32 protein-coding genes and 1 pseudogene are annotated in these 26,750 nt (G+C 67.7%); 20 read left to right on the top strand and 13 right to left on the bottom strand.

Translation table 11 applies throughout. The features are described from left to right. Both AC1DQJ_RS11945 and AC1DQJ_RS11940 read left to right on the top strand, forming a co-directional pair. A pseudogene (locus AC1DQJ_RS11945) lies at positions 1–215 on the top strand (hypothetical protein); the annotation flags it as partial. A gap of 89 nt (positions 216–304) precedes the next feature. Beyond that, positions 305–751, top strand: a complete 447-nt coding sequence (locus tag AC1DQJ_RS11940) for an OmpA family protein (protein WP_477603496.1) — start codon at positions 305–307, stop codon at positions 749–751. A gap of 240 nt (positions 752–991) precedes the next feature. Here AC1DQJ_RS11940 and AC1DQJ_RS11935 read toward each other — a convergent pair whose 3' ends face one another. Beyond that, on the bottom strand, positions 992–1,312 hold the full coding sequence (locus tag AC1DQJ_RS11935) for a PRC-barrel domain-containing protein (RefSeq protein ID WP_477603494.1): 321 nt from the start codon (positions 1,310–1,312) through the stop codon (positions 992–994). A gap of 120 nt (positions 1,313–1,432) precedes the next feature. On the opposite strand from AC1DQJ_RS11935, the gene AC1DQJ_RS11930 reads away from it, so the two are divergent. Together AC1DQJ_RS11930 and AC1DQJ_RS11925 are read left to right on the top strand one after the other, a co-directional pair. Then, the gene (locus AC1DQJ_RS11930; RefSeq protein WP_477603492.1) at positions 1,433–1,633 is read left to right on the top strand and encodes a hypothetical protein; all 201 of its coding nucleotides are present in this window, start codon (positions 1,433–1,435) and stop codon (positions 1,631–1,633) included. 18 nt (positions 1,634–1,651) lie between these two features. After that, positions 1,652–1,918: a hypothetical protein gene (locus AC1DQJ_RS11925; RefSeq protein ID WP_477603490.1), complete on the top strand. Its 267-nt coding sequence runs from the start codon at positions 1,652–1,654 to the stop codon at positions 1,916–1,918. Positions 1,919–1,986: 68 nt separating this feature from the next. Here AC1DQJ_RS11925 and AC1DQJ_RS11920 read toward each other — a convergent pair whose 3' ends face one another. Both AC1DQJ_RS11920 and phyR read right to left on the bottom strand, forming a co-directional pair. Further along, entirely contained in the window at positions 1,987–2,160 is a 174-nt protein-coding gene (locus AC1DQJ_RS11920) for a DUF1328 domain-containing protein (RefSeq protein ID WP_477603489.1), read from the bottom strand. 79 nt (positions 2,161–2,239) lie between these two features. Continuing rightward, entirely contained in the window at positions 2,240–3,031 is a 792-nt protein-coding gene (gene phyR / locus AC1DQJ_RS11915) for an anti-anti sigma factor/receiver protein PhyR (RefSeq protein WP_477603487.1), read from the bottom strand. Between the two features lie 223 nt (positions 3,032–3,254). On the opposite strand from phyR, the gene nepR reads away from it, so the two are divergent. Genes nepR through AC1DQJ_RS11895 form a run of 4 tightly spaced genes read left to right on the top strand, consistent with a single transcriptional unit; the run spans position 3,255 to position 5,976 of the window. Continuing rightward, positions 3,255–3,443, top strand: coding sequence for an anti-sigma T factor NepR (gene nepR / locus AC1DQJ_RS11910; protein ID WP_477603515.1), 189 nt, complete (start codon positions 3,255–3,257; stop codon positions 3,441–3,443). Continuing rightward, positions 3,443–4,048 carry a sigma-70 family RNA polymerase sigma factor gene (locus AC1DQJ_RS11905; protein ID WP_477603485.1) on the top strand — a complete coding sequence of 202 codons (606 nt, stop codon included), beginning with the start codon at positions 3,443–3,445 and terminating at the stop codon, positions 4,046–4,048. The genes nepR and AC1DQJ_RS11905 overlap by 1 nt, the downstream gene beginning before the upstream one ends. A gap of 12 nt (positions 4,049–4,060) precedes the next feature. Further along, positions 4,061–5,794: a sensor histidine kinase PhyK gene (gene phyK, locus AC1DQJ_RS11900; protein ID WP_477603483.1), complete on the top strand. Its 1,734-nt coding sequence runs from the start codon at positions 4,061–4,063 to the stop codon at positions 5,792–5,794. Positions 5,795–5,838: 44 nt separating this feature from the next. Further along, positions 5,839–5,976 (top strand): entericidin A/B family lipoprotein, encoded by a 138-nt coding sequence (locus AC1DQJ_RS11895; RefSeq protein ID WP_477603481.1) that lies wholly within the window; start codon positions 5,839–5,841, stop codon positions 5,974–5,976. A gap of 40 nt (positions 5,977–6,016) precedes the next feature. Here AC1DQJ_RS11895 and AC1DQJ_RS11890 read toward each other — a convergent pair whose 3' ends face one another. Both AC1DQJ_RS11890 and AC1DQJ_RS11885 read right to left on the bottom strand, forming a co-directional pair. Further along, complete coding sequence (locus AC1DQJ_RS11890; RefSeq protein ID WP_477603479.1) at positions 6,017–6,844, bottom strand: CheR family methyltransferase; 828 nt, start codon at positions 6,842–6,844, stop codon at positions 6,017–6,019. After that, positions 6,841–7,206 carry a response regulator gene (locus AC1DQJ_RS11885; RefSeq protein WP_477603477.1) on the bottom strand — a complete coding sequence of 122 codons (366 nt, stop codon included), beginning with the start codon at positions 7,204–7,206 and terminating at the stop codon, positions 6,841–6,843. The genes AC1DQJ_RS11890 and AC1DQJ_RS11885 overlap by 4 nt, the downstream gene beginning before the upstream one ends. Positions 7,207–7,399: 193 nt before the next feature. On the opposite strand from AC1DQJ_RS11885, the gene AC1DQJ_RS11880 reads away from it, so the two are divergent. Further along, entirely contained in the window at positions 7,400–8,125 is a 726-nt protein-coding gene (locus AC1DQJ_RS11880) for a glutathione S-transferase N-terminal domain-containing protein (RefSeq protein ID WP_477603475.1), read from the top strand. Positions 8,126–8,167: 42 nt separating this feature from the next. On the opposite strand, the gene AC1DQJ_RS11875 is transcribed toward AC1DQJ_RS11880, so the two are convergent. From AC1DQJ_RS11875 to AC1DQJ_RS11865, 3 genes are all read right to left on the bottom strand, one after another. Continuing rightward, positions 8,168–8,980, bottom strand: a complete 813-nt coding sequence (locus AC1DQJ_RS11875) for an SDR family NAD(P)-dependent oxidoreductase (RefSeq protein WP_477603473.1) — start codon at positions 8,978–8,980, stop codon at positions 8,168–8,170. A 60-nt stretch (positions 8,981–9,040) separates the two neighbouring features. Continuing rightward, a complete protein-coding gene (locus AC1DQJ_RS11870) occupies positions 9,041–9,919 on the bottom strand; it encodes a TauD/TfdA dioxygenase family protein (protein ID WP_477603471.1) in 879 nt (292 codons plus the stop codon). Between the two features lie 67 nt (positions 9,920–9,986). After that, complete coding sequence (locus AC1DQJ_RS11865) at positions 9,987–10,373, bottom strand: VOC family protein (protein ID WP_477603469.1); 387 nt, start codon at positions 10,371–10,373, stop codon at positions 9,987–9,989. 79 nt (positions 10,374–10,452) lie between these two features. Between AC1DQJ_RS11865 and AC1DQJ_RS11860 the strand changes: the two genes are divergently transcribed. Together AC1DQJ_RS11860 and AC1DQJ_RS11855 are read left to right on the top strand one after the other, a co-directional pair. Further along, positions 10,453–11,808 (top strand): metal-dependent hydrolase family protein, encoded by a 1,356-nt coding sequence (locus tag AC1DQJ_RS11860; protein ID WP_477603467.1) that lies wholly within the window; start codon positions 10,453–10,455, stop codon positions 11,806–11,808. An 80-nt stretch (positions 11,809–11,888) separates the two neighbouring features. Further along, positions 11,889–12,302, top strand: a complete 414-nt coding sequence (locus tag AC1DQJ_RS11855; RefSeq protein WP_477603465.1) for a DUF805 domain-containing protein — start codon at positions 11,889–11,891, stop codon at positions 12,300–12,302. A 4-nt stretch (positions 12,303–12,306) separates the two neighbouring features. Here the strand turns inward: AC1DQJ_RS11855 and AC1DQJ_RS11850 are convergent, their stop codons facing one another. Further along, entirely contained in the window at positions 12,307–12,684 is a 378-nt protein-coding gene (locus AC1DQJ_RS11850; RefSeq protein ID WP_477603463.1) for a VOC family protein, read from the bottom strand. Positions 12,685–12,747: 63 nt separating this feature from the next. Further along, positions 12,748–13,437, bottom strand: a complete 690-nt coding sequence (chpT, locus tag AC1DQJ_RS11845) for a histidine phosphotransferase ChpT (protein WP_477603461.1) — start codon at positions 13,435–13,437, stop codon at positions 12,748–12,750. A 67-nt stretch (positions 13,438–13,504) separates the two neighbouring features. Here chpT and AC1DQJ_RS11840 point away from each other — a divergent pair, with 67 nt between their 5' ends. Together AC1DQJ_RS11840 and cysQ are read left to right on the top strand one after the other, a co-directional pair. Continuing rightward, positions 13,505–13,702, top strand: a complete 198-nt coding sequence (locus AC1DQJ_RS11840) for a DUF3553 domain-containing protein (protein WP_477603459.1) — start codon at positions 13,505–13,507, stop codon at positions 13,700–13,702. Beyond that, a complete protein-coding gene (cysQ, locus tag AC1DQJ_RS11835; RefSeq protein ID WP_477603457.1) occupies positions 13,699–14,460 on the top strand; it encodes a 3'(2'),5'-bisphosphate nucleotidase CysQ in 762 nt (253 codons plus the stop codon). Before AC1DQJ_RS11840 ends, cysQ begins: the two co-directional genes overlap by 4 nt. Here cysQ and AC1DQJ_RS11830 read toward each other — a convergent pair. Further along, positions 14,457–14,627: a hypothetical protein gene (locus AC1DQJ_RS11830; protein WP_477603455.1), complete on the bottom strand. Its 171-nt coding sequence runs from the start codon at positions 14,625–14,627 to the stop codon at positions 14,457–14,459. The genes cysQ and AC1DQJ_RS11830 overlap by 4 nt on opposite strands. Positions 14,628–14,864: 237 nt before the next feature. Here AC1DQJ_RS11830 and AC1DQJ_RS11825 point away from each other — a divergent pair, with 237 nt between their 5' ends. The 5 genes from AC1DQJ_RS11825 to AC1DQJ_RS11805 all read left to right on the top strand — a co-directional run bounded on the left by AC1DQJ_RS11825 (position 14,865) and on the right by AC1DQJ_RS11805 (position 22,832). Next, the gene (locus AC1DQJ_RS11825) at positions 14,865–17,168 is read left to right on the top strand and encodes a TonB-dependent receptor (RefSeq protein ID WP_477603453.1); all 2,304 of its coding nucleotides are present in this window, start codon (positions 14,865–14,867) and stop codon (positions 17,166–17,168) included. Positions 17,169–17,253: 85 nt separating this feature from the next. After that, positions 17,254–17,937, top strand: coding sequence for a Fe2+-dependent dioxygenase (locus AC1DQJ_RS11820; RefSeq protein WP_477603451.1), 684 nt, complete (start codon positions 17,254–17,256; stop codon positions 17,935–17,937). A gap of 58 nt (positions 17,938–17,995) precedes the next feature. Continuing rightward, positions 17,996–18,793: an enoyl-CoA hydratase/isomerase family protein gene (locus AC1DQJ_RS11815; RefSeq protein ID WP_477603449.1), complete on the top strand. Its 798-nt coding sequence runs from the start codon at positions 17,996–17,998 to the stop codon at positions 18,791–18,793. A 42-nt stretch (positions 18,794–18,835) separates the two neighbouring features. Then, entirely contained in the window at positions 18,836–20,026 is a 1,191-nt protein-coding gene (locus tag AC1DQJ_RS11810) for an acyl-CoA dehydrogenase (protein WP_477603447.1), read from the top strand. A 118-nt stretch (positions 20,027–20,144) separates the two neighbouring features. Continuing rightward, complete coding sequence (locus AC1DQJ_RS11805; protein WP_477603445.1) at positions 20,145–22,832, top strand: PAS domain-containing hybrid sensor histidine kinase/response regulator; 2,688 nt, start codon at positions 20,145–20,147, stop codon at positions 22,830–22,832. A gap of 72 nt (positions 22,833–22,904) precedes the next feature. Here the strand turns inward: AC1DQJ_RS11805 and AC1DQJ_RS11800 are convergent, their stop codons facing one another. Beyond that, positions 22,905–23,426 carry a MarR family winged helix-turn-helix transcriptional regulator gene (locus AC1DQJ_RS11800; RefSeq protein WP_477603443.1) on the bottom strand — a complete coding sequence of 174 codons (522 nt, stop codon included), beginning with the start codon at positions 23,424–23,426 and terminating at the stop codon, positions 22,905–22,907. An 81-nt stretch (positions 23,427–23,507) separates the two neighbouring features. Here AC1DQJ_RS11800 and AC1DQJ_RS11795 point away from each other — a divergent pair, with 81 nt between their 5' ends. Further along, positions 23,508–23,936: a VOC family protein gene (locus AC1DQJ_RS11795; RefSeq protein ID WP_477603441.1), complete on the top strand. Its 429-nt coding sequence runs from the start codon at positions 23,508–23,510 to the stop codon at positions 23,934–23,936. Positions 23,937–24,053: 117 nt separating this feature from the next. Next, positions 24,054–25,727 carry an MFS transporter gene (locus tag AC1DQJ_RS11790; protein WP_477603439.1) on the top strand — a complete coding sequence of 558 codons (1,674 nt, stop codon included), beginning with the start codon at positions 24,054–24,056 and terminating at the stop codon, positions 25,725–25,727. Here the strand turns inward: AC1DQJ_RS11790 and AC1DQJ_RS11785 are convergent. Next, positions 25,675–26,715, bottom strand: a complete 1,041-nt coding sequence (locus AC1DQJ_RS11785) for a phosphotransferase (protein ID WP_477603437.1) — start codon at positions 26,713–26,715, stop codon at positions 25,675–25,677. The genes AC1DQJ_RS11790 and AC1DQJ_RS11785 overlap by 53 nt on opposite strands. Positions 26,716–26,750: the final 35 nt, after the last annotated feature.

Genomic DNA, 26,750 nt, shown 5'->3' with positions numbered 1-26,750 from the left:
GCAACAACGTCGGCGGCGGCGACGCCGGAACGGGCGCGGCGATCGGCGCGGCCCTCGGCGGCGGCGCGGGCGCGGTGCGCGGTTGTCGCCAAGATGGCGGCTGCGGCGCCCAGGCGGCGAACCGTCGCCAGTATTACGACGAGCGCGCAGGCCGGTACTATTATTACGACTCTGGCAACGGCCGTTACTACTGGGAAGACGGCAGTCCGCGCTGATGATGCGGATGGACAAGCTGGACTAGCGTGAAGAGGGCGGTCGGCTATGCTGACCGCCTTTTCTTGGGTTCTTAGATCGAGGGCTGGCGATGAGGATTGCGGCGATCACGGTACTGGCGGGCATGGCGCTCGCCGCCTGCTCGACGACCACGGACGGCGGCGAACGCGGGAAGATCGTCACGCCGGTCGCGGTCTGCGACGACGTCACGGTGCAGATCTATTTCGAGCCGTTCAGCGCCGACGTGACCGACGAGGGTCGCGCGGTGCTGGCCCAGGCCGCCACCCAGGCCAAGTCGTGCAAGATCGACGACGTGAAGGTGGTGGGGTTGGCCGACGCGGTGGGCGCGCCCCAGGACAACCTCGAGCTCTCAAAGCAGCGGGTCGCGGCGGTGACCAAGGCGCTGGTCGCCAACGGGCTGCCGGCCGGCAAGTTCGAGGTGGCCGCCGTCGGCCAACAGGGCGCGACCACCGCCAGCGGGGACAGCCGTCCGTTGCGTCGCCGCGCCGACGTCACCATCGAACTCAGCGCCCCGTAGGTCGAGATTCCCGGCGCTTCGGAGCACGTCCGCGCGGCGTGCTCCGGCAGACCAACGCGCATAAGAGAAGGCGGGCCCAGGTGGCCCGCCTCTAAAGTGCGCATCATCGAGAAAAGGGGTGCGGAGGCGGCAGACCGGCATGGTCGCCGGCCTCAAGTCGGGGGGGGCGTCGCCGCCTCCGCATTCATACAACCCGCTCATTAGCCTCGCGTTCCCCAACGAGGCGATTTTTTTTGAACTTTATCGCGGCGCGACCTCGACCGCCGGCATGGCGTTGAACTCCGCCTGCGTCAGGGGGGCGGTCAGTCCCTCCCCTTCCACGCGGAGCGCGGCGAAGGACAGACTGCGCGGGCCAGCGGCCGCCGGCCCGCGCGGCCGCACCAGCACCTGGGCCGGCCGGCCGTCGCTGCGCAGGATCACCCGTTCGACATAGCCGAGGATCGAGCCGTCCTGGCCGCGAACCGGCCGGCCTTCGAGCGAGCTCGGCGGAGTTTGGGCATGGGCCGCCCCGGTCACCAGGAACGCAGCGACGGCGGCGGCGAGGGTCTTTGAGTACTTCATACCGCTAAGATAGGCGCTTGGGCGGCGAAGTCGAACCCGCCCGCCTGCAGGGGAACACCGGACCAGTCGGCACGTTAGCCAGACAGCGGGTCGTACGCCCGCGCCAGTCAGGGGCGGAGCATGATCGCCGGTCATCAAGGACGCTATGGCTTGCTCGACGAGCGAGCCAAACCCGAGCAATCGAAGCGCCGCCGCTGGGCTGCGCTCGGCGTCATCCTCGCCGTCGCCGTCGCCGGCGCCCTGCTTGGCCAGATGTCCACGGATCGCGGCGACTCCACCCGGCCGGCGCCGCCCGGCCCGTTCGATACCTTGCCGCACTAGCTACGGAGGCGAAGAAACATGGCCACTACCCGCACAACAGCCCGGCCCGGCCTGAACGCGACCCGCGCCCGGCAGGGACGCTTCGGCGTCCACATGTTCTGGGTGCTGGCCGTCTCTACTGCCCTGGCGGCGCTGGCCCTGTTCGGCGCCTGGACGTGGAACATGGACGACCTGGGGTCCACCGCCAAGAACCCCGCCCGCGCTCAGCGCGACGCCAAGACCTTCGACATGGGCGAACCCGCGGCGCTGCAGACCACCCCGTCAGCGACCACCCCCACGAAGTAGCCATGTGGGTCAGACGTGCTAAAGGCCGCCGACGTGAGGTCGGCGGCCTGTCGTATTGCCCTGACGGCCTAGAGGACCGAGCGGCCGCGGACAGCGCGGACCGCAAACGTCGCGACCAGCAGCACCAGAAAGATCACGAACAGGATCTTGGCGACCGTGGCGGCGAAGCCGGCCAGGCCAGCGAAACCCAGAACGCCCGCCACCAGGGCCAGAACGGCGAAAATCAGCGCCCAACCAAGCATCGGCACATCTCCTCAAAGCAAGAACGCCGCGCCAGGCGGCGCGGCGTTCCGAGGAAACGCTGGTCTGCGGCAGCGGTTGCTAAGCAGCCTTGCGAGTGTTCCGGGGGTGGAAGAACAGCGCCTGTCCGATCGCCGCCTTCACCGTTTCCGGCTGGAAGGGCTTGGTGATCAGAAAGGTCGGTTCCGGCCGCTCACCGGTCAATAGTCGTTCCGGGAAGGCGGTGATGAAGATCACCGGGACGTCGTAGCGAGCCAGGATGTCCTTCACCGCGTCGATGCCTGAGGAGCCGTCAGCCAACTGGATGTCGGCCAGGACCAAGCCCGGCGTCTTGCGCGCCACGGCGTCCACCGCCTCGGTGCGGGTGGCGGCGATGTCGACCACGGTATGGCCGATCTCCGTCACCAGGGCCTCAATGTCGGCGGCGATCACCGGCTCGTCCTCGATGATCAGGACATCGGTGGCCAGCTCGGCGTCGATCTCGGCCTGCGCCTCGGAGATCAGCCGTTCGACGGCCGAGAACTCCACGCCCAGGATCTGGGCGGCCTCGGAGGGGGTGAAGCCCTCGAGCGCAGTGAGCAAAAACGCCTGGCGTGAGCGCGGCGCGATGCGCATCAGCCGGCGGCTGGCGTCGTCCGCCTCGTCGTCGCCCGGCGCCTCGAGCTGGGCGCCGCTGGACAGCCAGATGGCGTGGAACACCTGATAGAGCGCGACGCGCGGCGTCAGGTTGGCTTCCAGCACACGGTCGCCGGCCGCCAGCGCCTCAAGCGCCACTCTGACATAGTGATCGCCGGTGTTCTGGTCGCCGGTGAGAGCACGCGCGTAGCGGCGCACATAAGGCAGGTGCGGCGCCAGTCGGGCTAGAAGACTCAAATCAAACCCCTCCCGTATCTTCAAGCGATGCGGACATCTGGGCTCGGCCCAGCCGTGTTGCATCATGTGCCCGAAACGTCGCCTTTGGGAACCGGTTCCCTCAGAACGAGGTTTTCTGCATGGTACAGTCGTTGCAGTTTGGAACCCTGGGTGGGGTGAGGCGTTGACGGGCGACCAGAAGGATCCGAGGGGGCGGGCTCCGCGAAAGCCGGGCGCCGGTGACATGATAGAACAACGAGCCATGGAAGATCGGCGCAGGGCGCCGGCGGCGCTGGATGAAGCCCGCCTGCGCCAGCAGGCGATCGGCGTGCGGCTGCGGCAGATGTTCGACGAAGTCGTCAGCGAGCCGGTGCCGGAGGAATTCCTCTCCATTCTTCGTCAAGCGGACAAGAAGTCGGCGGAGAACGGCTGATGGCGGGCGACAGCAAGGCCCGGCCGCCAACAGATCCGGGGGTCGACGAGGCGTTCAAGCGCGAGCTCGTCAAACTGATCCCTCACCTGCGCGCCTTCGCCCGCACCCTGGCCGGGGATCCGGCCAGCGCCGACGATCTGGCGCAGGATGCGATGATGAAAGCGTGGGACGCCCGCGTCAGCTTCCAGATGGGCACCAACATGAAGGCCTGGACCTTCATGATTCTGCGCAACCAGTTCTATTCGGAGAAGCGCCGTTCATGGCGGCAGAGCCAGCTCGACCAGGAGGCCGCCGAGCGGACCCTGGTGGCGGTGGACGATCCGGAGGCCCCGGTGGCCCTGGACGAACTGCGGCTCAGCCTGGCGCAGCTTCCCGCCGAACAGCGCGAAGCCCTCATACTGGTCGGGGCGGGCGGTTTCGCCTATGAAGAAGCGGCCGAAATCTGCGGCTGTGCAGTGGGGACGGTGAAAAGCCGTGTCAGCCGAGCGCGAAAGGCGTTGCACAGCATTCTCGAGGACGGCTCATACGAGCGAGACGGGAGCGCGGCGGGCGACGCCATGAGCGCGATTCTCGCCGACGCGGAGCGCCTGAGCACCGCGCGCTGATAGGGCGGGAGGATGGACGGCACGCCTTGGGGCTCCCTTTCGACCATTCGGGTCCGGCTGACGGCGGCGCTGGCCGCTGCGCTTCTGCCTGTCCTGATCCTTGGGATCCTGCAGTCGGCCATCGCCTTCCGGCGTGAAGGCGTCGAACTGCGCGAGGAATTGGCCGCCGCCTCCGAGCGCAGCGCCGCCACCGCGCGCGCGCGGATGGAGGCGGCCGACATCCTGTTGGAGACCCTGGCCCCCGGCTCGGTCGGCTTCAACTGCGCCCAGCGCCTGGCCGAAGTGACTGGCCGCATCCCCGGCTATCACAATCTGATCCGCTTTGACCGCCGCGGACGCGTGGCCTGTGCGGCCGGAAACGTACCGGCCGATCCCGAGCGCCAGAACCGGCCCTGGTTCCAGCGGCTGGCGGCGGGCGACAGCCTGGTGATCACCCGCGACGCGGGGGCGAGCTACGCCAGCGTCCCGGCCCTGCTGGCGGCCGTGCCGGCCTCCGACCGACGGGTTGGGTTCGACGGCGCGCTGGTCGCGGTGATTTCGCTGGAGAGCCTGGCGCCGCGCACCGCCGACCGCTCGTTGCCCGAAGAGGCGGAAGTGGCCCTCGCCGACGGCGACGGCTCCTATATCAACGCCACCGACAAGGAGGCCTTTCCCTCCCTGCCGCAGGATTGGCGCGCCAAGGCCTCCAAGCAGGGCTCGCTGGTCTGGTACGATCGCGACATGCGCGGCGACCAGCGGGTGTTCTCGGCTGCGCCGCTGGTCGGCGACCAGCTCTATGTAATCCTCTCGGCGCGTTCTGGGGGGCTGTTCTCGTGGGCGACGCTCAACCCCCTGACCAGCATCGTCTTCCCGATCCTGACCTTCGTGCTGGCGCTGCTGGCCGTGTCGGTGGTGACCGAGCGCGTGGTGATCCGCTGGATCGCCTATCTGCAGCGCATCGCAGCGCTCTACGCCCGCGGACGGCTGAGCGTGCGGCCGGTGCAGGCCGAGCAGGCCCCGCCGGAGATCCGCGACCTAGCCGAGACGCTGGAAGACATGGCCGACGCCATCGTCGGCCGCGACGCCTCGCTGCGGGACTCGCTGGCGCAGAAGGACGACCTGATGCGCGAGATCCACCATCGGGTGAAGAACAACCTGCAAGTCATCTCCTCGCTGCTGAACATGCAGCAGCGGGCTCTGTCCGACCCGGCGGCCCGGGCGGCGATGTCCGACACTCGCCAGCGGATCACCGCCCTGGCCCTGATCTACCGCGCCCTCTACCAGGGGCCGGATCTCAAGCGGGTCGATCTGCGCGCCTTCTTGGAGGAGCTGACCGCTCAACTGATCGCCGCCGACGTCGGCCACGGCGCCGGCGTGCGCACCGAGATCCATGTCGACGACCTGATCATCGACCCAGACCGGCTGGCGCCGCTGGCCCTGTTCGCGGTGGAGGCGGTGACCAACGCCCAGAAGCATGCCTTCGCAGGGCGCGGCGGGGTGCTGAGCGTCAACTTCCTGGTCCGCGGCGACGAGGCCGAGCTGGAGATCAGCGACGACGGCGACGCGCCGGAGGGCGCGCTGGACGGATCGGGGGTCGGGCGCACCCTTATGACCGCCTTCGGCCGTCAGCTGCGCGGCCGCGCCGAGGTGGTGCGCAACGAAAAAGGCGGCGTCACGGCGCGGCTGATCTTCCCGACTCCGACTGACGAACAGGCTGGCCGGCGACCAGGATCGACGTCGAGAAGCGGGAACCAGGCTGCGGCTTGACCGTTAGTCGGCCAGCCCATTCGAAAGGGAGAGGCACCCCCAATATGCGCAAGCTCATGATTCTCGCAGTACTCGCCGCCAGCCTGACCGTAACGGCCTGCAACACCGTCTCCGGTGCAGGCAAGGACGTGAAGGCTGCGGGCGAAGCGGTGACGACCTCCGCCGAAGACGCCAAGAAGTAGGACGGCGTCAGCGCAAGGCCGGACCGGCCTTGCGCACAGCCTACGCCGCGACCCGGAAAGCTGGGTTGCGGGCGTAGAGCCCCGGGCGGCCGTTGACGGGCGTCAGCCCATCGGTCAGCCCCACCGACGTCTCCTGATCGCCTAGAAACAGGACGCCTTCCGGGCTGAGCGCCCGGGTCAGGTTGTCGAGCAGCCGCAGCTTCATCGGCTCGATCAGGCCCGAGAGCACGTAGCGGCAGAAGATCACGTCAAATCGCCCGGCGGTGGAGAGATCGGCCACCAGGTTGACCCGCCGCCAGCGGATCATCTGACGGATGCGCGGCGAGATCGTCCACATGTCGTCGGCCTGTTCGAAGTGGCGGACCAGTTCCCGGATCGGCAGGCCGCGCTGCACCTCGAACTGGGTGTAGATCCCGCTCTGGGCCTTTTCCAGCTGGCGCTCGGCGATGTCGGTGCCGAACAGCTCCACCTTCAGTCCCGGCAGTTTGTCCCGCTCGTCTTCGATGATCATCGCCAGGGAATAGACTTCCTGGCCCGACGCGCAGGCGGCCGACCAGATGCGGACCGGCTCACCGCCGCGGGCACGCGCCAGCTCCGGCAGGATCTCGTTGCGGAACAGGGCGAACGGCTCGCGATCGCGGAAGAAGGCGCTTCCCGAATGGGCCATGGCCTCGACGATCGCCCAGGCCAGCTTGTCCTCGCGCCGCTCGCGCAGGATCACCAGCATATCGCCGACCGAACCGAAACCTTCGCGGCGGGCCACCGGCCCCAGCCGGCTTTCGATCAGATAGCTCTTCTCGGGGTCGACCTGCAGGCCTGCGCGGGCGGCGCAGAGCTGGGCCACGAGTTCGCGATCCTCCAGCTTCATACCAGACCCGCCTCGGCGAACTTCGCCGCGATGATGTCGCCGTCGAACGGCTTCATGATGTACTCGTTCGCACCGCAATCGAGCGCTTCGCGGATCTTCTCGACGCGGTTCTCGACCGTGCAGAACACCACAGTCGGCCGCTCGCCGCCCGGCTCCTGGCGCAGGATGCGCAGGAACTCGATCCCCGACATGGCCGGCATGTTCCAGTCCAGCAGCACCGCGTCCGGCATGGCCGCACGACACCAGGCGAGCGCCTCCAGCCCGTCGCCGGCCTCGGCGATTTCGAAGCCGATATCCTCCAGGATTCGGCGCGCGACCTTGCGGATCACGCGGCTGTCATCGACGACGAGGCAGGTCTTCAACGCGGGCGCTCCTCCCCTCGGCTCGTTCTGGCGCTGCGTTGGTTAAGGAGCGGTATGGCGCGGACCAGAAACTTGTCCCCCGAGCGCAATGTCCTAGGGGCGGCCTTCAGAATTTGTCGATTGAGGCGCAGCGCGCGGCCCTTAGGCTCGCGGCATCCGTACCCATACCCATAAAGCGCCCACGAGGACCGCGATGATCGACGTCCACTACTGGCCCACCCCCAACGGCAAGAAGGTGACCATCCTGCTGGAGGAACTGGGCCTGCCCTACACGATCGCGCCGGTCCATATCGGCCGCGGCGACCAGTTCACCGACGACTTCCTGAAGATCTCGCCCAACAACCGCATGCCGGCCATCGTCGATCACGAGCCGGCCGACGGCGGGCCGCCGCTCAGCGTTTTCGAGTCCGGCGCGATCATGATCTATCTGGCCGAGAAGACCGGGCGCTTCCTGCCGGCCGACGTGCGCGGCAAGTACGAGGTCATCCAGTGGGTGATCTGGCAGATGGCCAACCAGGGGCCGAAGTTCGGCGAGCGCGGCCACTTCAGCCGGGTTCCAGAGAGCGCCGGCGACCAGTCCTACGCCCAGCGGCGGTTCAACGACGAGACGCACCGGCTGTACGGCGTGCTGAACAACCGCCTGTACGACCGCCGCTACATCGGCGGCGACGAGTACTCGATCGCCGACATGATCTCCTATCCGTGGACCGCCGGCTGGCAGCTGCAGGGCATCGACTTGAGCGAGTTCAAGTACTTCAAGCGCTGGTTCGATGAGATGGCCGCCCGTCCGGCCGTGCAGCGCGGCATGGCGGTCAGCCCCGGCGGGGTCGAGGATCCGGCGACCCTGAGCCCCGAGGAGCAGGAGCGCCGCCGCAAGCTGCTCTACAACCAGCGCGCCCGGCCGGCGCCGGCGGAATAGTAGATCTTCCTCCCCCGCCTCGCGGGGGAGGAAGATTTCAGATCACACCAGCTCCGTCGGCTGCAGGCCCAGCTCCTTCAGCAGCGGCTCGGCGTAGTCCACGCGGCCGGTCAGGGACTTCGGATCTCCGCTGGCGAGACGGTAGACCGCCTCGGCGATGAACTCGATCGGCTGCACCCGGTCCTTGGTGGCCTCATTGATCAGGCCATGGACGGCGACGCCGGGGGTGTCGACCAGGCCCGGCGAGACCACGTTGACCGCGATGTTGTCGTCGAAGACCTCGGACGCCAGGCCGGTCGAGAACCGCTCTAGCGCCGCCTTGCACATGCCGTAGACGGTGCCGCCTCGGCCGCGCCCGTAGGGCTGCTTGGGATGGATGCCGGCCGGCGAGGAGATGTTGACGATCCAGCCGCCGCCCTTCTCGCGCATGCCCGGGATGACCAGCTGCGACAGGTGGAACGGCGCATAGACCTGCACTTCCATCATCAGCTTAAAGCGCTTCTCGGGGAACTCCTCGACCGGGATGAAATAGGTGATGGCGGCGTTGTTGATCAGGATGTCGACAGGGCCGTAGAGGGCGCTCGCCTCCTCCACCAGGCGTTCCCGCTCGGAGGCCTGGGCCAGATCGGCCTTGATGAAGGCCGCTTCGCCGCCGGCGTTGCGGATGCGGTCGACGGTGTCGTGCAAGGTGCCGGGCAGCCGGCTCTCGCCGCTCTCAGCGGTGCGCGCCGAGGCCACCACCTTGGCGCCTTCCTGGGCCAGGCGGGCGCAGATCGCTTCCCCGATGCCGCGGCTGGCGCCGGTGACCAGGGCCACGCGGCCCTTCAGCGGGCCGTTCGGATTGACTGAGGCCATCAATATATCTCCCTAATGAATGTCTTTGTTTTTAATTGAAAAACAGGGCCACCGGCCCCGTCAGGATACGCCCTCCGCCTGTCGGAGGGCTGGCCTGTCCGCAGATGCGGGCCAGGCGTCGACCGTGACACGACGCATATGCCGCCGCTGTCCCGGATAGTCGTTGAGCGCGAAGTGCCAGACCGAGCGGTTGTCCCAGAAGGCCACCGAGCCGGGCGCCCATGAGAACCGGCAGGTGAAGGCCTCGTAGCGCGAGTGCTCGAACAGGAAGTCCAGCAGCGCCTTGCTCTCGCGCTTGCTCCAGCCCTCGATCCGCATCGTGAAGGCCGGGTTCACGTAGAGCGCCTTGCGGCCGGTCTCCGGGTGGACCTTGACCACAGGATGGACGAACTCGCCGACTGCGCCCTCGGCCTCGACGACCTTCATCGAGGCGCGCTTCTGGGCCGAGTGACCCTGGGCGGAATATTCGCGGCCGGCCGAATGGACGGCGTTGAGAGTCTCCAAGGTCGCCTTCAGGCCCGGCGACAACGCGTCATAGGCGGCGGCTTGGCTGGCGAACAGGGTGTCCCCGCCCCATTCGGGAATCTCGACGGCGTAGAGGATCGAGCCGATAGACGGCTGCTCCAGGAAGCTCATGTCGGAATGCCAGCCGCCGCCGAAATTCACCTTGTCGCCAGATTCCTTAACGATCTCCATGACTTCCGGGTGGCCCGCCATGCCGGCGACATAGGGATGGATGTTCAACGGGCCGAAGCGGCGGCCGAACGCCAGCTGCGCCTCCGGCGACAGATCCTGGTCGCGGAAGAAGATCACCTGGTGCTGGTTGAAGGCGGCGCGGATCTCCTCGATCACCGTATCGGGAAGCTCAGCGGAAAGGTCGACGCCGGTGATCTCGGCGCCAAGGGCGCCGGCGATCTTACGGATCTTCAGGCCTGACATGAGACATCTCCTCCAGATCGTAGAGCGATGAAACAACGCCCAGGCCGGGAGAGCCAGTCAGATCCTCTCATTTGGGCTGAAGCAAGTCCCAGCGGTTGCCGTAGAGGTCCTCGAACACCGCCACCGTGGCGTAGGACTCGCGGCGGGGTTTCTCCAGAAACCGCACCCCGGCCGCCAGCATCCGCGCATGGTCGGTGTCGAAGTCGTCGGTGTGCAGGAAGAAGCAGACCCGGCCGCCGGTCTGGTCGCCGATCCGCGCGCTCTGCGCCGCGCCCGAAGCCTTGGCCAGCAACAGACCGCCCTGCGAGCCGGGCGGCGTCACCACCACCCAGCGCTTGCCGCCGCCCATGTCGTCGTTCCGTGTCAGCGCAAAGCCGAGCTTTTCCACATAGAAGCTGATCGCCTCGTCATAGTCGCCGACCACAAGGGCCGTGAGCGCGAGCGACTGGGTCATGCGAACTCCACAGTAGAGGTCTGGACGCGAAAGCCGCCCCAGGTAGAGTGCGGCCTCCGTTTCGAGGGGGGTAGTATCCATGCGTAGAGTCTCGGCGTCTGTCGCCGCCATTGTCCTGGCCATGACCGCGGGCCAGGCCGCCGCGCAGACCGCACCAGCCGCCAAGGTCACCGTGATCCACGCCGGCGCCCTGCTCGACAAACCCGGCCAGGCGCCGCGCGGCGCCTCCACCCTCGTCATTCGCGGCGGCAAGATCGAAGCGGTGCGCGACGGCTTCGTCACCCCTGAGGCGGCCGGCGCGGTCGGAGCGGCGGTGGTCGACCTGCGCGACCAGTTCGTGCTGCCGGGGCTGATCGACAGCCACGTCCACATCTTCAACGACGACGACAAGGTGAGAGGCCGCATGGAGGCCAACAACCGCGACATCGAAGACGAGATGGTGATCGGCGTCGACAACGCCCGCCGCACCCTGGAGGCCGGCTTCACCACGATCCGCGACCTGGGCAGCGATATCCACAGCGTCACCGCCCTGCGGGACGGGATCAACAACGGCCTTCTTACAGGCCCGACCATCCTGGCCGCCGGCCGCGCCATCTCGATCACCGGCGGGCATGGCGACGGCTCGAACAACCTCAACCGCGAAATGGTCGAGCTGGCCCATCGCGACAACGAGAACGTCTGCAACGGGGCCGACGACTGCCGTCGCGCGGTGCGCAGCCAGATCAGCCAGGGCGCCGACGTGATCAAGTTCACCGCCACCGGCGGGGTGCTCTCCAACGTCGCCGGCGGCCTCGGCGCCCAGATGTTCGACGACGAGATGAAGGCGATCGTCGAGACCGCCCACATGTTCGGCCGCAAGGTCGCCGCCCACGCCCACGGCACGGACGGCATCATCGGCGCCCTGAACGCCGGGGTCGACTCGATCGAGCACGGCACGTTCGGCACCGCCCAGACCGACGCCCTGTTCAAGAAGACCGGCGCCTATTTCGTGCCGACCATGCTGGCGCCGAAGACCGCCCTGGAGCAGGCCCGCGCCGGCGCGCGTTCGCGCAACTCGCTGGAGAAGGCCGAGATCGCCGCACGCACGGCCATGGAGAACCACAAGCGCGCCATCGCCTCCGGCGTAAAGATCGCCTTCGGCACCGACACCGGCGTCTCCGCCCATGGCGACAACGGCAAGGAATTCGCCCTGATGGTCAGCGTCGGCATGAGCCCGGCCGAAGCGATCAAGGCCGCCACGGTCAACGCCGCAGACCTGCTGGACCGCTCCGCCAGCATCGGCACCTTGGAGCCCGGCAAGGACGCCGACATCATCGCCGTGGCCGGGAGCCCGCTGGCCGACGTCACCCAGCTTGAGCACCCGACCTTCGTCATGCACCGCGGCGTGGTCGCCAAGCAGGGCGGCCAGCGCGCCGCCTTCCCGCCGAATCCCTAAGGGTTTCGCCCAAGAGTTCGCTCCTCCCAGCTCGGCTAGGCTTTCCCAGGGCTTAGCTTGGGAGGACGACGATGGACCTGATGTTCCAACCGCTCCGCAAGTACGCGGATTTCACCGGCCGCGCGCGCCGGCGGGAATTCTGGCTTTTCTGGCTGTTCCTGATCGGCATCGAGATCGTGTTCTCGATTCTGATCGGGATCACCGGCGGCTCGATGACCGCCATCAGCGATCCGACCAATCGCTTCGGGGCGATGAGCGTGGTCTCGCAGGCGCTGTTCGCGATCTACGCCCTGGTCATGCTGGCCATGTTGATCCCGAGCATGGCCGTGGTGTTCCGGCGCCTGCACGACACCAACCGCACCGCCTGGTGGATTCTGATCGGCCTCATCCCGGTCCTGGGCGCACTGGTGCTGTTTGTCTTCTACCTGCTGGACGGGACGCCGGGGCCCAACAAGTACGGCGAGGACCCCAAGGGACGCGGGGCTGCCGCCTGATCAGCTAGTGCATGGTCCCGGCGACGATCTCCAGCTTGTTGCCGTCCGGATCGAGCAGCACCGCGCCGTAGTAGTCAGCGGCGATGTCCGGGTGCAGGCCGGCGGCGCGGACGCTGGTTGCGCCGTTGGCGAGGGCTGCGGCGTAGGCGGCGTCTACGGCCGCGCGGGTCGCGGCGGTGAAGGCGATGTGGGTTCCCTGACCGGCCACCTGGTCGCCCTTGGCCGGGTAGAGCCAGAACAGCCGGCTTTCGCCACCCGGACCATAGGCCAGCTCATTGTCCGCCGCCCAGGCGTTCGCCGCGCCGAGCGGGCCGAAGAACGCGTCATAGAAGGTGCGGGCGGCGGCGAGGTCGCGAACGCCGACGGACAGATGGTCGAACATGGAAGAGCCCTCCACTGAAGCTGACGCTTCAAGTGTGGGCCCGACTCCCCGGCTTCAACCCCGTCAGGCCGGAACGGTAGCCGCGAAGGTGACCTTTTCCTCGCCGACGTCAGCGAAGATGCGGCCGCCGGCGTCCTGCATGAACAGGTGGACGTAGTAGGCCTGCACCCAATGACCGTGCAGCCCGTCACCGAGCCCCTCGCCGCGCAGGCCGCGCAGCACCTCGGGCCGCAGCCGGGCCCGCGGGCCGACCGCTTCGACGGCGATGGCGATAGTCGCATCCTGCGCCACCGCGCGGATCTTGGCCGTGCCGCCTGTCGGCAGCGCCCCGCCGGCCATCTGGACCAAGTTCATTAGCGCCCGGGCAGCTGGCTTGTTCAGGGACGGCGCTTCGACCTGCCAGTCGAGCTCCGCGCGCATATGATTGAAGACGCCGCGCGCCAGCTTCTCCAGCTCGCGCGGGTCGAAGGTCTCGGCGGAGGCCGAAGCTCCGAACGCCACTCGCGTGAAGGCCAGCAGGTCCGTCAGCTTGCGCGCCGAACCTGCAATCAGGTTCATCGCGTCTTCCTTCATGTCCTGGGCGCTGGGATCGTCCAGCAGGTCCAGGCCCGAGACGATCGCGCTCGCCGGGCTGATGAAGTCGTGGCACATGCGCGCCGCCAGATAGGCGGCCACCTCAGCGGTGCGCGGCGGAGCCGGGGGCTCCGGGGCGGCTTCGGGGGTGAATTGGGTGGTGTTTTCGCCGTCGGTCATACTGCTCGCGAACTTGGCCTGATTTGGCGCTTTGGCAAACGCGCCCCGTTCTCTAGAGAACGGCCCCATGAGCGGTCGCGATCCCTTCCTCGAGCCCGGCGTCCTGGTGACGCATCCGGCGCAGGAAGACTGGGGCGTCGGCCAGGTGCAGTCGGTGGCGGGACGCAAGGTGACGGTGAATTTCGAGAACGCGGGCAAGCAGGTGATCGACTCCGACGTCGTGCGTCTGACCTTCATCGGCGACGATCCGCGAGGCGCCCGATGAGCGATGACCTCGGAAAGATTCTGGCCGACATCTGCGAAGAGGCGGCTGAGCTGATCCTGCCGCTGTGGAAGTCGGAGCTGACGGTGTTCCAGAAGGCCGACGAGAGCCCGGTGACCGAAGCCGACCGCCGCGGCGAGGCGCTGATCCTCGAGCGGCTCAGCGCCGCCTTCCCCGACATCCCGGTGATCTCGGAAGAGGACGCCAGCGAGTTCGGCACGCCAGACGCCATCGGCCCGCGATTTTTCCTGGTCGACCCGGTGGACGGCACCAAGGCCTTCGTCCGCGGCGATCCCAACTTCACCGTGAACATCGGCCTGATCGAGCACGGCCGCCCCACGGCAGGGGCGGTGAACGCGCCGGCCACCGGCGAGACCTGGTTCACTCAGGGCGGCCAGGCGATGAAGCGCCAGGCCGGCGGGGCGGCCCAGCCCGTGCAGGCGCGGGTTTGGCCGAAGGGCGCGGCCGTGGCCCTGGTCAGCCACACCATGAAGGAAGAGACTGCGGTCAAGCTGGCCGAGCAGTACGGCTTCGACCTGCGCGAGCCGATGGATTCCTCGATCAAGTTCTGCCGGATCGCCGAAGGATCGGCCGACATCTATCCGCGCCACGGACCGACCATGGAGTGGGACGTCGCGGCTGGTCATGCGGTGCTGTTGGCGGCGGGCGGCGCAATGGCGACCACCGAGGGGGAAGAGTTCGTCTACGGCAAGGCCGCGGCGGGCTTCCGCAACGGCTGGTTCGTGGCGCGCGGCCGCTAGAGCGCCGTCGTCGAGGCCGAGGCCACCACTGCGGGCGGCTCGGCCCGGGCGAACACCTCGCCATCCGAGGCGCTCACTGCGAGATAGCCCGCAAACCCCAGCGAGAACGCGAACGCGGCGACCCAGACGAACGGGCGCATGACGTCGTACAGACTAACCTCTGCCATCGGCATTCCTAAAATTGGGCGGGGGAGAGCGCCTGATCACGGAACAGCCGAAGCCGAGCGTTGGTTTCCAGGGTCCCGCGACAAAATCGGCCGGTGGGTCGATGGGGCGCGGAATGGCGCTCCAAATGCGGCCAATCTGCAACAGTTGGGCTATTGCGAATTATTCGCATTGCGCAACCTGAGCTGCGAAACTAAGAACGCCTCGCAGTTTCAATATTATCTTGGGGCAGATTTCCCGTGAGCATTCGACGGACCGGCGGCGTTCGCGCCTATGCGCGCAAGGCGCTTACTCCTGCAGCGGTGGCCGGGGTGGCCGGCCTGGTCATGGCTCCGCATATGGCGCTGGCCGACGACGCGGCCGCGGATGCGGCCACCGAGGTCAGCGGCGTGGCGGTCGAGGGCCGAACGAAGCTGCAACCGATTTCGCCGAAGTACACGGCTCAGGTGCTCGACACGCCGCGCAGCGTCACGGTGATCCCTCAGGCGATCATCACCCAGACCGCCGCGACCTCGCTGCAGGACATCCTGCGCACTTCGCCGGGCATCACCTTCGGCGCCGGTGAAGGCGGCCAGCCGCTGGCCGACCGCCCGTTCATCCGCGGTCAGGCCTCAGGCAACAACATCTTCGTCGACGGCATCCGCGACTCCGGCGGCCAGATCCGCGAGGTCTTCAACCTGGAGCAGGTGGAAGTCATCAAGGGGCCGGACTCGACCTATAACGGCCGCGGCTCCGGCGGCGGCAGCATTAATCTGACGACCAAGCGTCCGAAGCTCGACGAAGCCGTCGACGTCGGCGTGCGGGTTGGCACCGACAGCTTCGTGCGCGGCTCCATCGATGCGAACTACCCGATCGGCGCAACCAGCGCCGTCCGCATCAACCTGATGGGCACCCAGGGCGACGTGCCCGGCCGCAACGCGGTGGACTTCGACTCCTGGGGCGCGGCGATCTCGGGCGCAATCGGCATCGGCACCGACACCCGCGTCACCGCCAGCTACTATCACCTGACCCGCAACGACATGCCCGACTACGGCGTGCCGCTCTACACCAAGCTGGGCGGCGCCACCGCGCCGCGCACCACCGCCAGCGGCGTGCTGGATGTGCCGCGTGACTCCTTCTACGGCCTCACCGCGCGCGATTTCCAAAAGACAGAGGCCGACATCGGCACCCTGATCGCCGAGCACGACATCAATCAGTCGATCACCTTCCGGAACGTCTTCCGCTATTCGAAGACCCTCAACGACTACCTGGTGACCAACCCCGGCGACGGCGGCAACGCCCAGTTCCTGGCCGGCGAGTGGTGGATGAAACGCGGGACCAAGTCGCGCTGGAACCCGACCACCACGGTCGCCAACGTCACCGACTTCTACGGCAAGTTCATCACCGGCGGCGTCGAGCACAGCTATGACGTCGGCCTGGAGGTCTCGCGCGAGACCAACCGCAACGCCGCCTATGTGATCTACACCACGGCCGGGTCGGCCTGCCCGGCCGGCTTCACCAACAACGTCACCACGGCCGGCGTCGGCGACTGCACCCGCGTCTTCGCCCCCAACCCGTCCGATCCCTGGGAGGGCCGCGTGGTTCGTCCGGACGCCTCAGCGAACTACACCAACACGATCGGCGTCTACGCCTTCGACACCATTTCCTTCGGCGATCAGTGGCTGCTGAACCTGGGCATCCGTCACGACGAGTATTCGGTGAAGGGCCGCGACATCACCGCCACCAGCGCGCTCGGCGTCATCACCGGCACGACCATCGTTCCGCGCGAAGGCGACTGGTCGTTCACCAACTACCAGGTCGGCCTGGTCTACAAGCCGACCCCGAACGGCAGCATCTACGCCTCGTACGGCACCTCGACGACACCGCCGACCATCTCCGGCGGCGACCAGAACGCCGGCAGCGGCCAGGGCCTGGGCAACCTCGCCAACGTCCTGCTGGATCCGGAGGAGATCTCCTCGGCCGAGATCGGCGTGAAGTGGGCCTTCTTCCGCGAGCGCCTCTCCACCTCGGCGGCGCTGTTCCACATGGTGCGTGAGAACGCCCAGATCCTGGTCGACACCGGCGTCTACGCCCAGGTCGGCGAGGCCATGGTCCAGGGACTGGAACTGGGCGTCACCGGCCGGGTGACCCCCGCCTGGATGGTGTTCGGCGGCTATACCTACATGGACAGTGAGCTGGTCCGCGCCGCCTTCAACAGCGTCAACCAAGGCGAACCGCTGGCCAACACCCCTGAGCACACCTTCAGCCTGTTCACGACCTACAACCTGACCGACGCCTTCGCGTTCGGCGGCGGCGCCTACTACGTCTCCGACAGTTTCGGCGGCAACCAGGGCGGCGCGGGCGGCGGGGCCAACGGCGTCTACGCGCCAGCCTACTGGCGCTTCGACGCCTACGCCTCCTATCGGATCCGCGAGAACATCGACCTGCAGCTCAACATCCAGAACGTCACCGACGAGGACTACATCGCCCGGACCAACGGCGTGCACCACGCCGACTACGGCCCGGCGCGCCAGGCGATCCTGTCGCTCAACGTCCGCTTCTAACCTCCCCCCAGAGAACGGACGGCCTAAGGCCCTGCCCTCCCGGGCGGGGCCTTTTCCTTTCCCGCCCAGCGCTTAAGGTTCTCCCATGATGCTGCATGTCCCCGAGGTGCTGACCAAGGCCGCCGTGGCCGAGTTGCGCCAATTGATCGACGCCGGCCAATGGGTGGACGGCAACGCCACGTCGGGCTCCCAGTCGGCCCTGGCCAAGCGCAACGAGCAGCTGGCGGAGGGGACGGACGCGGCCCGCATCGCCGGCGACCGGGTGCTGGACGCCCTGGCCAGGAGCCCGCTGTTCGTCACCGCCGCCCTGCCGCAGACGGTGTTCCCGCCGCTGTTCAACCGCTACGGCGGCGGCCAGACCTTCGGCACCCATATCGACAATTCGATCCGCCAGTCGCGCGACGGCGCGGTGCGGATCCGCAGCGACCTGTCGGCTACGCTCTTCCTCAGCGAGCCGGAGGACTATGACGGCGGCGAACTGCTGGTCGAGGACACCTATGGCGTCCACGAGGTGAAGCTGCCGGCAGGCGATATGATCCTCTATCCCGCTTCAAGCCTGCACCAGGTGACGCCGGTCACCCGAGGCGCCCGCACCGCCAGCTTCTTCTGGATCCAGAGCATGGTGCGCGAGGACGCCCGCCGCGCCCTGCTGTTCCAAATGGACATCGCCATCCAGCAATTGGCCGGCAAGGTCGGGGCCGGTGCGCCTGAACTCGTTTCGCTGGCCGGCGCCTATCACAACCTGCTGCGGATGTGGGCCGAGGTCTGAAGCCTTGCCTTTCGCCGCCCGGGCGCCGAAAGGTGCCGCCCAAGCGGAGGAAGCCCCAATGGCCTATGAGACGATCACCTACGAGACGCGCGGCCAGGTCGGGATTCTCACCCTCAATCGACCGGAGAAGCTGAACGCCATCTCCGCCGAATTGCGGCGCGACCTGGAAGCCGGGCTGATCGCCGCACGCGACGACGACGGCGTGCGCGCTCTGGTGCTGACCGGGGCCGGCCGCGGCTTTTGCTCGGGCGCCGACCTCACCGGCCCGGCCCCCGAGCGCGACGGCCCGCCGCCGCAGAGCGAGCGCCTGGACGAAGAGGCCTGGATGGGCCGCTGGGCGCGGCTGCTGCACGACTTCGACAAGCCGCTGATCGGCGCGATCAACGGGGTCTGCGCCGGCGCCGGGATGAGCTGGGCGCTGGCCTGCGACGTGCGGATCGGGTCCGAACACGCCCGCTTCAAGACCACCTTCGCCGAGCGGGCGATCTCGCCGGACTCCGGCCTCTCGTTCCTGCTTCCGCGCATCGTCGGCTATGCCAAGGCCGCCGACCTGGTGTTCACCAGCCGCATGGTGCTGGCCGACGAGGCGCTGCAACTTGGCCTGCTGAACCGCATGACTGCGCACGAAACCCTGCTCGACGACGCCGTCGCCTATGGCGAGCAGATGGCCCAGTGGCCGCCGCTGGCCATCCGCATGGCCAAGAAGGTGTTGCAGGCCGGGATGGAGAGCGACCTGCAAACCGCCGTGAAGTACGAGTCGGTCGGCTTGACCCACGCGCGCCGGGCGGTGAACGACGTCAAGGAATCGGCCGCCTCGTTCCGTGAGAAGCGCAAAGGCGTCTACACGGGCACATAAAATGGCGTCATAAGGCCGCCGTCAGCTTTCGGAGAACGCGCCATGGCCCTCGACACCGGCGACCAGCCCAAGACCTTCAACTGGGAAGACCCGCTCGACCTGGCCTCACGCCTGACCGAAGAAGAGCGGATGGTGTGGGAGAGCGCCCGCGCCTACGCCCGCGAGAAGCTGTTGCCGCGCGTGGTCTCGGCCTACGCCGACGAGCGCTTCGACCGTGAGATCATGACCGAGATGGGCGCCCTGGGCTTCCTCGGTGCGACGCTGCCCGAGCAGTACGGCGGCGCCGGCGTCAGCCACGTGGCCTACGGCCTGATCGCCCGCGAGATCGAGGCGATCGACAGCGGCTATCGCTCGGCGATGAGCGTCCAGTCCTCGTTGGTCATGTACCCGATCTACGCCTTCGGTTCGGAAGAGCAGAAGCTGAAGTACCTGCCCGGCATGGCCCGCGGCGAGATCGTCGGCTGCTTCGGTCTGACTGAGGCCGACGGCGGCTCCGATCCGGCCTCGATGCGCACCGTCGCGAAGAAGGTCGATGGCGGCTTCGTGCTGAACGGCTCGAAAATGTGGATCACCAACGCGCCGATCGCCGATGTCTGCCTGGTGTGGGCCAAGCTGGACGGCGCGATCCGCGGCTTCCTGGTCGATCGCGGCTCCAAGGGTCTCGAGACCCCGAAGATTCTCAACAAGCTCAGCCTGCGCGCCTCGGTCACCGGCGAGATCTCGCTCAGCGACGTGTTCGTGCCGGAAGACCAGATGCTGCCGAACGTCACCGGCCTGCGCGGTCCGTTCTCGTGCCTGAACAAGGCCCGCTACGGCATCAGCTGGGGCGCCATGGGCGCGGCCGAGTTCTGCCTGCACGCCAGCCGTGAATACACCCTGACCCGCAAGGTGTTCGGCAAGCCGCTGGCCGCCCGCCAGCTGGTCCAGAAGAAGCTGGCCGACATGCAGACCGAGATCGCACTGGGCTTCGAGGGGGCGCTGGCCCTGGGCCGCCTGCTCGACCAGGGCGCCTGGGTGCCCGAAGCCATCAGCCTGATGAAGCGCAACAACTGCGGCAAGGCTCTGGCCATCGCCCGCGAGGCCCGCGACATCCACGGCGGCAACGGCATTTCCGGCGACTATCACGTGATGCGCCACGCCGCGAACCTGGAGACCGTGAACACCTACGAAGGCGCTCACGACGTCCATGCGCTGATCCTGGGCCGGGCCATCACCGGCGAGAACGCCTTCTAGCGCCGGGACCTGCGCGTCATGGTTTAAGCGCCGCAACCATAGCGCTCAGAAAAATCGACAGCCAAACGATACGTTTACCGACCTCCGTTATATTTCCTCTGAACGGAGGGGACGGGCGATGGCCGCGGAGCGGACCCCAGAGGCATCGGCGGCGATCATCGAGTGGCTGTTCAAGAACAGCCGCGAAGTGATGTTCGTCATCGGCGCCGACAAGCGCTTCAAGCTGATCAATCCGGCCTTCGAGCGTGAGACCGGGTGGACGCAGGCCGAGATCGTCGGCCAGTACGCCCGCGATTTCATCCACCCGGACGAGGACGCCAGCGTCAACGCGCACATGGATCGGCTGGCCCGCGACGGCTACAGCGACCACGCCTCGCGCATCCGCACCAAGGACGGCGGCTGGCTGTGGTTCGAGGGCCGCGCCCAGCTGACCGAGGACGGCCAGGTGATCGGGGTGGTTCGCGACGCCACCCAGGAGCGGGCCCGCGAGGCGCGGCTGGCGGCGGCCGAACGCAACGGCCGCCTGCTGTCCCAGGCCGCCGGCATCGGCACCTGGACCTACGATCCGGATGACGACACGGTCGAGTGGTCGCGGGATATCCTGGCGATCACCGGCTACGCCCCCGAGGACCTCAGCAACGCCAGCCAGTTCGAGTCGGTGCTGCATCCCGACGACCGGGCCTGGGTGCAGAAGCAGTTCATCGCCGGCGTGGTGCGCGGCGAGAGCCGCTCGTTCGAACATCGAATGAAGACCAAGGGCGGACGCTGGACCCACTGGCGGGCCACCTTCCACGTCGAGCAGCGGCCGAGCGGCGTCTACGCCCTGCACGGCGTCTCGCAGAACATCACCGAGCTAGTCGAAGCCCGCGACGGCGCCCTGCGCAGCCGCCAGCAGATGCTGCAGTTGATCGAGAGCTCGCCCTTCGCGGTGGCGATGTTCGACAAGCAGCTGCGCTACATGGTGGTCAGCGACAGCTGGCGCGATGCTTTCGTCCTGGGCGGCGAGCATGCCGGCCAGACCCTGACCGCGGCGTTCCCCGCCGCGCCCAAGCGGCTGCTGGCCGCGCAGAAGCGCGCCCTGGCCGGCGAGGTCGTCACCTCTAAGGAAGATCGGCTGACCGACGCCGGCGGTGAGAAGCGCTGGGTCCGCTGGGAAGCGCGGCCGTGGCGCGACGCCAAGGGACGGGTCCAGGGCGTCATCTTCTATGTCGATGACGTCACGCCGCTGGCCGAGGCCCGGCGTGAGGCCGAGGTCAACGCCCGGCGGCTGAAGCTGGCCCTCAACGCCGCCGACGCCGGCGTCTATGAGATCGACCACGTCCAGAAGACCTTCTGGGCCAGCCCCGAATTCGAGAAGCTCGTGGGCCGGGGAGCCTTTGGCTACGAGGAGGTGCAGAACCTCCAGTTTCCGCGCTTCCACATCGACGACCTGCAGCATGTGCGCCAGGCCTTCAATGACATCCGCGACGGCAAGCGTGCGCCGGGCGAGGCCTTCGAGGCCCGCGCAGAGACCCCGAACGGCGAACGCTGGATCCGGGTGTTCCATCACCTGTCGACCGACCGCAAGGGCCGCTGGCTGCGCGGAGTGGGCCTGGTCCAGGACTTCGACCAGCGCAAACGTCAGGAGCTGGAGCTGATCGACGCCCAGCGCGCCGCCCAGGCGGCCGGCGAGGCCAAGGCCGCCTTCCTGGCCAATATGAGCCACGAGATCCGCACCCCGATGAACGGGGTGATGGGCGTGCTGCACCTGCTGAAATCCGAGCCGCTCTCTGAAGAGGGCCGCCGGATGCTCGACGACGCCCTGTCCTGCGGCCAGATGCTGGCCGAACTGCTGAACGACGTCATAGATTTCTCGAAGATCGAGGCCGGGCGTCTGGAAATGGCTCAGGAGTCGGTCGATCCGCGCGCCCTGATCGAGGGCGTCGCGCGGCTGCTGCGGCCGCAGGCCGAGTCCAAGAACCTCAAGCTGGTGGTCGATGTGGCCCCGGACGTCGGTTGGGTGATGTCCGATCCGGTGCGGCTGCGCCAGGCGCTGTTCAACCTGGTCGGCAATGCGGTGAAGTTCACCCTGAAGGGTCAGGTCACGGTCCGGGCCAACCTGCGCCGCGGCGCCGGCAGACCGACCCTGCGCCTGGAGATCGCCGACACCGGCGTTGGCATTCCCGAGGCCGTGCAGCCGCGAATCTTCCAACGGTTCGACCAGGGCGACGCCTCCACCACCCGCAAGTTCGGCGGTTCGGGCCTTGGGCTGTCGATCACTCAGCGTCTGGCCGAGATGATGGGCGGCGGAGTCGGCTTCGCCTCCACCGAGGGCGTCGGCTCGGTGTTCTGGCTGGAAGTGGCGGCCGAACCGGCCCAGGCGGTCGCGCCCTCCGCGGACGTCGCCGACGATTGGCTGGACGGCTTGCGGGTGTTGGTGGTCGAGGACAACGCCACCAATCGAATGATCGCCACCAAGCTGCTGGAGAACCTCGGCGCCAATGTCGAGACGGCGTCCGACGGCCTGCTGGGAGTCGAGTCGGCGTCCCGCGGCGGCTTCGATCTGATCCTGATGGACGTGCAGATGCCTGGGATCGACGGCCTCGAGGCGGCCCGCCGGATCCGCGCCCTGGGCGGGGCCGTGGCCTCGACGCCGATCGTCGCCCTGACGGCCAATGTGCTGTCACACCAGCGCCAGTCCTATGTGGACGCCGGAATGGACGGCGTGGTCGGCAAGCCGATCTCGCCCGCCGCCTTGCTGGCCGAAATTGCCCGCCTTGCCCGGCAAGGGCCCGACGCCGGCCAAGAGGCTGCAGCGGTCGCTTAGCGGCCTTTGCTCTTTTGGCTGATCACTGAAGACCGTCCCGATGACGTGGCGAGACGCTGAGTCTGTTCGCCATCAGGCGTCCACGCCCTCCGGCAGCGACAAGGCAAGTTTGCGCAGCAAATTGGCCAATGCATCGAGGTCCTCAGCGTCGAGACCCGCGACCATCTTGGCCTCGATCGCCATGTCTGCGCGGAACGCGGCCTCGGCGACACGCCGCCCTTCGGGCGTTAGCTCCACGAGAAGGCTTCTGGCATCCTCTTCGGCCGCCGTCCGGCTTATGAGCCCCGCCTTGGCGAGCCGTCGTAGTCGATCTGTAAGTCCACCCGACGATATCATCAGCGATCGGTACAGCTCGGTTGGGCGCAACCTGTAGGGCGGCCCCGACCGCAAAAGCGTGCCAAGGACGTCGAACTCCCCCACGTCCAGTCCCTTTTCGGCGAAAACCGCCTCGATGGGAGGCCGAACTCGGGTTGTAATCCATCGCGCCCGTCCAAGGATTGCCATGCCGACGGTGTCCACGTCCGGCAGTTCACGCGCCCATTGCGCCTGCCGCCGATCGATGTGATCCGCGCCGCCCCGCATTTGTCTTGACATAAAGATATCCCGCCGATAATTGTCTCGACATCAAGATAACACCAGCGCGCTGCGGCGAGCAACCCGAGAAGGGGACCCCTGATGCACAAGATGATGTTCGTGAACCTGCCGGTAAACGATCTGGCAGCCGCGACCCGCTTCTACGAGGCGATCGGGTTCGTAAGGAACCACCAGTACAGCAACGAACAAGCCTCTTCGATGGTGTGGTCAGAGGCCATTACCTTCCAGCTGCTGACCCACGACTACTATGGGACGTTCACGCCCAAGCCGATCGCCGACGCGATGAAGTCCAGCGCCGCACTGTTCGCCCTGTCGTGCGACAGCCGTGATGGGGTCGACACTATGGTGGAAGCCGCAGCCGCTGCGGGCGGAACCGGCGACGTCCGTCAACCGCGGGACATGGGCTTCATGTACATCCGCACCTTCGAGGACCTGGACGGCAACACCTTCGAACCGATGTGGATGGACGTTTCGGCGACGGCCGGCGCTTCCCAGACCGAGCCCGCCTGACAGGAGGCCGTTGCGTCCATCCACGATCGTGATGGAGCATTCCGCCTCCCACGAGACGCTTCACACACCGGCGTTCGCCGCGTTAGACCTGTCTCCCTGGGTGGGGAGATTAAAAGAATGGCGGACGTCGCCGTGGAAACGCCGGCTGGCAAGAAGCCTGCGTCCTTGCGAACCGTGGTGGCGGCGTCATCCGCCGGCACCGCGTTCGAGTGGTACGACTTCTTCGTCTTCGGGAGCCTGACCCAGGTCATCTCCAAGACCTTCTTCTCGGGACTGCCGGAGACCGCCGGCTATATCGCCGCCCTGGCCCTGTTCGGGGCCGGCTTCCTGTTCCGGCCGCTGGGCGCGCTGGTGTTCGGGCGGATCGGCGACCGGGCCGGACGCAAGGGCGCGTTCCTGGTCACCGTGGCGCTGATGGGCGGCGCGACCTTCGCCATCGGCCTGCTGCCGACCTACGCCCAGGTCGGCCTGCTGGCGCCGGGCCTGCTGGTGTTGATGCGGATCATTCAGGGCTTCGCGTTGGGCGGCGAATACGGCGGCGCGGCGATCTACGTGGCCGAGCACGCCCCGGGCGGCGATCGCGGCCGCGCCACCGGCTGGGTGCAGACATCGGCCGCCATGGGCCTGTTCGGCGCGCTGCTGGTGATCCTCGCGACCCGCGTGGTGGTCGGCAAGTTCTTCGGCCCGGAGGCGTTCGACGCCTGGGGCTGGCGCGTGCCGTTCCTGTTCTCGGCCGGCCTGCTGGCGATCTCGATCTGGATGCGCCTGAAGCTCTCGGAGAGCCCGGCCTTCGCCAAGATGAAGGCCGAGGGGTCGGCCTCCAAGGCGCCCTACGCCGAGGCGTTCGGCCAGTGGAGCAACCTGAAGATCGTCCTGCTGGCCCTGGTGGCGATCATGTCGGCCCAGGGCGCGGTCTGGTACACCGCCTTCTTCTACGTCCAGACCTTCATGGAGCGGTTCCTGCGGGTCCCGCCCGAGACCATCAATCTGCTGATGCTGTCGGCGACCGCCGTCAGCGCCATCGGCTATGTGCTGTTCGGCTGGCTGTCGGACAAGATCGGCCGCAAGCCGGTGATGCTGTTCGGCATGACCCTGATGCTGGCGGCCTACTTCCCCGGCTTCCATATGCTTGCCCAGACCCTGAACCCCGCCCTGGCCGAAGCCGAGGCCCGCACGCCGGTGGTGGTGGTCGCCGATCCGGCCGACTGCTCGCTGCAGTTCGACCCGGTCGGCAAGACCGCCTTCGTCTCCTCCTGCGACATCGCCAAGAGCGTGCTGGCCAACGCCGGGGTCTCCTACGCCAACGAGGTCGGCGCGCCCGGCGCGCCGGCGCTCGTGCGGATCGGCTCGGTCAACGTGACCTCGGCCAGCGCCGCGGGCCTGATGGGCCAGTCCGCCAAGGCCGCGAAGGCCAAGGTCGAGGGGGAGATCAAGGCCGCCCTCGCTGCCGCCGGCTTCCCGGCCAAGGCCGATCCTGAGCGCATGAACCTGGTCGGCGCCTTCGGGGTGCTGATGGTGTTCGTGATCGCCGCCGCCGCGCTTTACGGGCCGATCGCCGCCTGCCTAGTCGAGCTCTTCTCGACCCGTATCCGCTACACCGCCATGTCGCTGCCCTATCACATCGGCACCGGCTGGATCGGCGGCTTCGTGCCGTTCACCGCCTTCGCGATCGTGGCGGCGACCGGGAACATCTATGCCGGGCTCTGGTACCCGTTCGCGTTCACGGCGCTGTCGGTGGTCACCTGCCTGCTGCTGCTTCCAGAGACAAAGGGCCGGCCGCTGGATCACTAACCACCACCGCTAGCGCCTCTTCGAACCGCGGCGAACGCAGGCCGTACCGGGCCTGGGCCAACCGCGCCTTCACATAGGCGAAGCGGCCCTCGTCGGTGTCCAGCACCGGCTCGCCCAGCGATAGCGCGACATGTAGCTCATCCAGGCTGTGACCATCCAGACTCTCCGCCGGCGCCTCGCGCGGGGCGACCGCATTGGTCATCACTAGGCCGTAGAACAGGTGGTTGAGCTGGCGCATCAGGTAGAGCCTGGCCTGCATCAGCGCATCGACGCCGCCGAAATAGGTGCGCAGCAGCAGCTCCTCCTGCGCCGGCGAGGAGGCGAACAGGTTGGCGATGCAGGACAGGTCCACATAGCGGTCGGCCAGGAAGGCGGACTCCCAGTCAACGAACCACAGGCGCGCGCCGTCATAGAGCATGTTGCGCGGGTTGAGGTCGTTGTGGCTGGCGACCAGATCGCCGGGCGCGGTGCGGTAGCCGGCCCGCAGCCGGCGGTAGAGGCCGAGCAGCTCCGCCATCGCCTGGCTCGCCACCAGTTCCCGGGCCTCGAACTGGGCGACCAGGGCGTCCATGCCGTCCAGATAGTCGACCAGCGGCGGGAACGGCGGCCCGGCGTGCAGCGCGCGCACGCCCTGGGCCGCCTCGACGATCAGGTCCTCACGGGTCCCGCGATAGTCGAGGGTGAGCGAGCGCTCCTCGATGAAGTCCATGATCGCCACGCCGTCGCCGGCGTCGGCATAGCGGATGCGCGGGGCGAGCAGCCCGTCGGCCGCGATCCGCATGCACGCATAGGCCCGGGCCGGGTCGCGAAAGCCGTCGCGCTCGACCTCGAGGCGCAACAGGTAGGCGATGCCGCCGACCCGGATCTTGAAGATCCCCGCGCCCGAAAGCCCGCCGCCGAGCGGCATGGCCGCATCAAGTACGTCCGTTCCGAACGCGGCCGTCAGGGCGCGGGCCACGGCGGCTTGGAAGGCTTGCGGAATTGACATGGCGGCGGCTCCGATGGGGAGCGCGTTTTTGCCCG

This window comes from Phenylobacterium sp. P4_E10, assembly GCF_056401675.1.
This window is presented reverse-complemented; position numbering and strand designations above follow the sequence as displayed.